This window comes from Bradyrhizobium sp. ORS 375 (genome assembly GCF_000239775.1).
GTDB lineage: Bacteria > Pseudomonadota > Alphaproteobacteria > Rhizobiales > Xanthobacteraceae > Bradyrhizobium.
Map to the genome: position 1 here is coordinate 25,281 of NZ_CAFI01000121.1, position 6,482 is coordinate 31,762.

General features: G+C 65.9%; 5 protein-coding genes. 4 read left to right on the top strand and 1 reads right to left on the bottom strand.

From position 1 onward, the window contains the following. Nucleotides 1–14: 14 nt before the first annotated feature. Nucleotides 15–1,034: an ABC transporter substrate-binding protein gene (locus BRAO375_RS10790; protein WP_035639911.1), complete on the bottom strand. Its 1,020-nt coding sequence runs from the start codon at nt 1,032–1,034 to the stop codon at nt 15–17. Between the two features lie 79 nt (nt 1,035–1,113). Between BRAO375_RS10790 and BRAO375_RS10795 the strand changes: the two genes are divergently transcribed. From BRAO375_RS10795 to BRAO375_RS10810, 4 genes are all read left to right on the top strand, one after another. Further along, the gene (locus tag BRAO375_RS10795) at nt 1,114–1,941 is read left to right on the top strand and encodes a creatininase family protein (RefSeq protein ID WP_009027502.1); all 828 of its coding nucleotides are present in this window, start codon (nt 1,114–1,116) and stop codon (nt 1,939–1,941) included. Between the two features lie 146 nt (nt 1,942–2,087). After that, nucleotides 2,088–2,366 carry a hypothetical protein gene (locus BRAO375_RS10800; RefSeq protein ID WP_009027503.1) on the top strand — a complete coding sequence of 93 codons (279 nt, stop codon included), beginning with the start codon at nt 2,088–2,090 and terminating at the stop codon, nt 2,364–2,366. Nucleotides 2,367–2,743: 377 nt separating this feature from the next. After that, nucleotides 2,744–4,735: a carbohydrate porin gene (locus BRAO375_RS10805; RefSeq protein WP_035639914.1), complete on the top strand. Its 1,992-nt coding sequence runs from the start codon at nt 2,744–2,746 to the stop codon at nt 4,733–4,735. Nucleotides 4,736–5,115: 380 nt separating this feature from the next. Beyond that, entirely contained in the window at nt 5,116–6,426 is a 1,311-nt protein-coding gene (locus BRAO375_RS10810) for a hemolysin family protein (protein WP_009027505.1), read from the top strand. Nucleotides 6,427–6,482 lie beyond the last annotated feature (56 nt).

Consider the following 6,482-nt stretch of genomic DNA (forward strand, 5'->3'; position numbering starts at 1 on the left):
GCCGCTCACGCGTCTCACTTCTTCGGCCGGAGATCGAGCCCGACGCCCTTGTTGACGAAGCGCAGAGTGTAGGACTTGCGATAATCGACCGTCGGCTTGACCACGCCGGCGCGCACCATCTTGTCGAAGAAGCTGGTGATGCGCTCCTCGGTCATGGCGCCGATGCCCTTGTCCGTGCTGTCGCCGGAATCGACGATGCCGTATTCCTTCATCTTGGCGACTGAATAGGCGAGGAGATCGTCGGTCATCTCCGGGTTCATCTTCTTGATCAGCGCATTGCCGGCCGAGTTGTCGCCGTAGATGTAATTGTACCAGCCGATAATCGAGGCATCGACGAAGCGCTGCACGAGGTCCGGCTTGCTCTCGATCAGGTCGCGCCGCGTCTCGATCAGGGTCGAATAGGTGTTGAAGCCGTTGTCGGCGAGCAGGATCACGCCCGGCTTGAAGCCGGCGGCGCGCTCGACCGCGAACGGCTCGGAGGTGACATAGCCCTGCATCGCGCTCTGCGGCGTGGCGATGAACGGCTGCGGGTTGAAGGTGTACGGACGGACGTTCTTCTCGGAGAAGCCGTATTCGGACTTCAGCCATTGATAGTAGCTGGAGATGCCCTCCTTGGAGACGAACAGGGTCAGCGGCTTCAGCTCCTCGAGCTTGGTGACCTTGGACTCCGGATGGGTCAGGAACACCTGCGGGTCCTTCTGGAACATCGCCGCGATCGATACCACCGGCACGTTGTTGGCCACGGCGTCGAACGCCATCAGCGTGTTCGCGGCCATGAAGAACTCGATCTTGCCGGAGATCAGCAGCATGCGGTTGTTCTCGTTCGGACCGCCCGGCACGATCGTGACGTCGAGCCCGTACCGCTTGTAGGTGCCGTCGGCGACCGCCTGGAAGAAGCCGCCATGCTCGGCCTCGGCCACCCAGTTGGTGCCGAACGAGACCTTGTCCAGGGTCTGAGCCTGGGCTCCGGACGCCATTCCACCCATGACCAGCAATGCCGCCATTAACGTTCGCGACAGAAGCGACTGCGCCATGTCTGGTCTCCCCGGTTCTTTCTGGCTGAACATGTTAAGATCGTTGGGTGATAACTACCCTGCCCGACGGACGAAGGAAATGGCCCGCGCGATGACCGTGCCGCCCCGCGATTGGACCGAGCTGACCTGGCCTGCTCTGGAAACGCCGGAGGCCGCGCGCTGGATTGCGGTGCTGCCGCTCGCCGCGACCGAGCAGCACGGGCCGCATCTGCCCCTCGGCACCGATGTCTACATCGCCGAAGCCTATCTCGCTCGCGTGCGCGCGCTGCTGCCGGCGACGCGGCCGGTGACGATCCTGCCGGTGCAGCCCGTGGGCATCTCCACCGAGCACATCGATTTTCCGGGCACGCTGACCGTGCCGACCGAGGTCGCGCTGCAGAGCTGGCGCGCGCTCGGCGACAGCGTCGCGCGCGCCGGCATCCGCAAGCTCGTCATCGTCACGAGTCACGGCGGCAACAGCGCCGCGATGACGCTGGTGGCGCAGGATCTGCGCGCCGCGCATCGCATGCTGGTGGTGACGACGTCGTGGTCGCGCTTCGGCGCGCCGGATGGCCTGTTCAGCGCCGATGAGCTGCGCCACGGCATCCATGGCGGCGCGGTCGAGACATCGATCATGCTGGCCCGGCATCCGCAGCTCGTGCGCGGCGATGCCATCGCCAATTTCGCATCGTCAGCCGTTGCGATCGAGGCCAACAACCGCGTGCTGTCGACGCAGCGGCCGGCGCCGCTCGCCTGGCAGACACAGGATCTCAATCCGAGCGGCGCGGTCGGCGATGCGACGCAGGCCTCGGCGGAGAAGGGCGCGCGCGTGCTCGACCACGGCGCAGCCGCGTTCTGCGCGCTGCTCGAGGACGTCGATAACTTCGACGTGAACGTGTTGGCCGCCGGCCCGCTGGCGAGCCGCTAAATTCAGAGCAAGCTACTGCCTTTCCTCGCGAATTCAGACTTCGCCCACGCTGCAATCGGGTGATTCGAACCGCTTTCGAAAAGGCTCCGTCCAATTGGCAAGCGACCGGCAACGGGCCGCCCCAACGCTGAACAGGAGCTAACACCATGTCGATCAAGAGCAAGATTGCCGCCATTGCGCTCGCCGCGCTCGCCGTCACCGGCAGCATCGCCGCGACCGCCAAGCCCGCCGAAGCCCACGGCTTCCATCATGGCTGGGGCTGGGGCGTCGGCGCCGGCCTCGTCGGAGCCGCCGTCGTCGGCAGCGCGATCGCCGCCAGCAATGACGGCTACTACTACGGCGGCGGCTATCGCTATTGCCGCTGGGTGCCGCAGTACAACGTCTATGGCCAGTATGTCGGCCGCGTCAGGGCCTGCGGCTATTGATGCCGGGGCGTCCGCCGCGCCGATCCAGCCGGGCCGCGCCCTTCCGCTCACCGCACGATCTCGCGCCGCCCTGCTTGCCCGCCTTGACGCGGGTGCCCCCCTCCAGCCCCCGCCCGCGTCACGACAGCCCGCCCGGTCCCCGTCCGGGCGGGTTGTTTGTTGCACGGATGTCACAACACCTCGGCAAGTATCCCGAAACCTCCGCATATAATTTGCTGTTGCAACTTATTTGCAATAAAACTTATCCACAATCTGCCATGCTTTGCCCTCGTCTTCGATCGAATATGGGTTTTTCCGTAATCTTCTCGTGACTGTGCGCGGGCAATCAGGTTGTGACTATCCTCCGTGTCGTGTGCCTTGCCTGGGACGTTGCCGCCATGATCCGCTCGAACTTCACCAGGGAGACGATCGTGGCCGGCGCCATGATCGCCGCGCTGAGCCCGCTCGCCGCCCCCGCGGTCGCCGCCGATCTACCGCTCAAGGCGCGTATGGCGCAGACCGTGTTCGACTGGACCGGGCTCTATGTCGGCGGCCATGCCGGCTACACCCGTGACCACGCCAGCGTGACCCTCGCCGACCCGAGCGGCACGGTCAGCGCCGGCAGCCGCTTCAACGGCCTCACCGGCGGCGTGCAGGCCGGCTACAACTGGGTCACGCGCTCCGGATTGTTGTTCGGCCTCGAAGGCGATTTCAGCTTCCCAAACTATCTGACCTCCAACCACACCGTGGCCCGGCTGAACACGGCACAGTCGAGCGTCGACGAGCTGTGGGATTATGTCGCCACCGCGCGCGGCCGCCTCGGCTACGCGAACGGCGACTGGCTTGTCTATGCCACCGGCGGCGTCGCCTGGACCGGCGGCCGCTTCATCAACACGACGGCGGCCGGCGACGAGAAGCTGCTGACGACCCGGCTGGGCTGGGTGGCCGGCGCCGGCATCGAGCGCGGCTTTGCGCCACATTGGAGCTGGCGGCTCGAATATCTCTACAACCGGTTCGAGCCTGGCGGCGTCCGCTTCGGCAATGGCGCCAGCTACAATTCGACGCTCGACTTCCACACGTTGCGCGTTGGCCTCAACCGCAAGCTCGACTTCGCCGGCGGCACCGAGCTCAAGCTCAAGAACGATCCTTCGGATACCGAATCCGATCGCTGGGAGATTCATGGCCAGTCCACGGTGATCGGCCAGGGCTATCCGTCCTTCCGCGCCGCCTATACCGGGCCCAACAGCCTGACGCCCGCGCGCCAGTTCCAGGAGACCTGGAGCAACAGCCTGTTCATCAATGCGCGGCTGTGGGACGGCGGCGAGGTCTACTACAATCCCGAGCTGCTGCAGGGCTTCGGCCTCAGCAACACCGTCGGTCTCGGCGGCTTCTCGAACGGCGAGGCGCAGAAGTCCGACTTCCCCTATCCGCATTACAACACGTCGCGGCTGTTCCTGCGCCAGACCTTCGGCTTCGGCGGCGAGCAGGAGCAGCTCGGCTCTGGCCAGCTGCAGCTCTCCGGCAAGCAGGACATCTCGCGTCTCACCTTCCAGATCGGCAAATTCCCCGTGCTGGACGTGTTCGACGGCAACGCCTACGCCAAGGACGCGCGCAAGGACTTCATGAACTGGTCGATCTGGGCGCCCGGCGCCTTCGACTACGCCGCCGACAAGCTCGGCCTGACCTACGGCGCCACCGCCGAGCTGAACCAGAAGAACTGGGCGCTGCGCACCGGCTATTTCCTGGTCGACGCCACCTCGAACTCCAACAATTTCGACATGAACGTCTTCAAGCGCGGCAGCTATGTCATCGAGCTGGAGACGCGCTATCAGCTGTTCTCGCAGCCCGGCCATCTGCGCACCATCGGCTTCTTCAACAACACCTTCTCCGGCAGCTATCGCGAGACGCTCGACAATCCCGCGCTCAACGCCGACATCACGCAGACCCGCCGCGGCCGCCCCAAATACGGCTATGTCGTCTCGTTCGACCAGGCGCTGTCGGACGAGCTCGGCCTGTTCGGCCGCTGGAGCTGGAACGACGGCAAGACCGAGATCATGGCGTTCACCGACATCGACAACAGCCTGTCGTTCGGCACCTCGATCAAAGGCAATCGCTGGGGCCGGCCCGACGACACCGTCGGCCTTGCCGGCGTCACCAACGGCCTCTCCCGCGACCACCGCGCCTTCCTCGCCGCCGGCGGCCTCGGCCCCCTGATCGGCGACGGCGCGCTGAACTATCGACGCGAGACCATCATCGAGGCCTACTACGCCTATGCGATCAACAAATACCTGACGTTCACGGCCGACTATCAGTTCGTCAACAACCCCGCCTACAACGCCGATCGCGGCCCGGTGTCGATCTTCTCGGGGCGCCTGCACGGGGATTTCTGAGGCCGAACCGCCGAAGCGAGCGCGGTCGCAAGTAGGTCTGCAGCTGTATCCTCACGCACCGTCATTGCGAGGAGCGAAGCGACGAAGCAATCCAGAGTCCCGCCCACCACCCTGGATTGCTTCGCTACGCTCGCAATGACGCCGTGGAGCCAGTAACGCCTCGCCAAACTCCAGTGTCGTCCCGGCCTTGAGCCGGGACGACAGCGGAAGGTGACACGCCGGCGGTGCGCCAAGCTGCGCTGCCCTCAGTGGTCCAGGTCGATCGGCGTTCCCAACAAAGCCCCCATGCACTTGCCGCAACGCGGCAATGGGCGGCGACCCTCCCCATATGCTAGGACCTGTATCCGTTCCCGCCCATCCGGGCGCCACATCAGGTCGCAATGCTCTCCGTCGAACTCTCGATCATCGTCGTCCTCATCGTCGTCAACGGGCTGTTGTCGATGTCCGAGCTGGCCATCGTGTCGTCGCGGCCCGCCCGGCTGGCGCTGCTGGCCGAAAAGGGGGTGTCCGGCGCGCGGCGGGCACTGACGCTGGCCTCCGATCCCGGCCGCTTCCTGTCGACGGTGCAGATCGGCATCACCCTGGTCGGCGTGCTCTCCGGCGCCTTCTCCGGCGCGACGCTCGGCCAGCGCCTGACGCAGACGCTCCTGGAGCTCGGGATGTCGGCCTCGGTTGCCGACATCGTCGGCGTCGGTCTGGTGGTCACCCTCATCACCTATGCGACCCTGATCGTCGGCGAGCTGGTGCCGAAGCAGCTCGCGCTGCGCGATCCCGAGGCGATTGCCGTGCGCGTCGCGCCGGCGATGCAGCTGCTCGCCAAAGTGTCGCTGCCGCTGGTGGTGCTGCTCGATCTCTCCGGCAAGCTGATCCTCGCGCTGCTCGGCCGCTCCGGCGAGGCCGAGGAGAAGGTGTCGGAGGAGGAGATCCATCATCTCGTGCGCGAGGCCGAGACCGCCGGCGTGCTCGAGCCCGGCGAGAAGGAAATGATCGCCGGCGTGATGCGCCTCGGCGACCGCCCGGTCGGCGCCATCATGACGCCGCGCCCTGAGGTCGATGTCGTCGATCTCAACGATGATCCGAAGGCGATCCGCGAGCTGCTCGCCAAGAGCCCGCATTCGCGCCTGCCGGTGTCCGACGGCGAGCGCGACCGCCCCATTGGCGTGCTCCAGGCCAAGGACCTGCTGGCGGCCTATCTGCGCGACGAGACGCCGGACCTGCGCAGCCTGGTGCGCGAGGTGCCGATCATTCCCTCGACTGTCGATGCGCGCGACGTCATCGCAATCCTCAAGGTGGCACCGGTGCATATGGGCCTGGTGCACGATGAATACGGCGCGTTCGAAGGCGTCGTGACCGCGGCCGACATTCTCGAATCGATCGTCGGCGCGTTCTCCTCCGAGGAGGGCCCGCCGGAGCCGGCCTGCGTCCGCCGCGAGGACGGCTCGCTGCTGGTCTCCGGCTGGATGCCGCTCGACGAGTTCGCCGACGTGCTCGCCATCGAGGTGCCGCCGCATCGTGGCTACCACACCGTCGCCGGCCTGGTGCTGCAGCACTTCGGCAGCGTGCCGGAGATCGGCCAGAGCTTCGAGCTGCAAGGCTGGCGCTTCGAGATCCTCGACCTCGACGGCCGCCGGATCGACAAGATCCTGGCGACGAAGCTCGCTGCCGAGGGCGGCGAGCCGAATGTGGGATGACTAAGCTATTCGTGGGATAGTTGATTGAGCCCTGCTCTTGCCGCACGAACAAGTGC

Coding starts and splice junctions, on each gene's coding strand:
- BRAO375_RS10790 (WP_035639911.1), bottom strand. CDS start 1,034: ATGGCGCAGTCGCTTCTGTCGCGAACGTTAATGGCGGCATTGCTGGTC.
- BRAO375_RS10795 (WP_009027502.1), top strand. CDS start 1,114: ATGGCCCGCGCGATGACCGTGCCGCCCCGCGATTGGACCGAGCTGACC.
- BRAO375_RS10800 (WP_009027503.1), top strand. CDS start 2,088: ATGTCGATCAAGAGCAAGATTGCCGCCATTGCGCTCGCCGCGCTCGCC.
- BRAO375_RS10805 (WP_035639914.1), top strand. CDS start 2,744: ATGATCCGCTCGAACTTCACCAGGGAGACGATCGTGGCCGGCGCCATG.
- BRAO375_RS10810 (WP_009027505.1), top strand. CDS start 5,116: ATGCTCTCCGTCGAACTCTCGATCATCGTCGTCCTCATCGTCGTCAAC.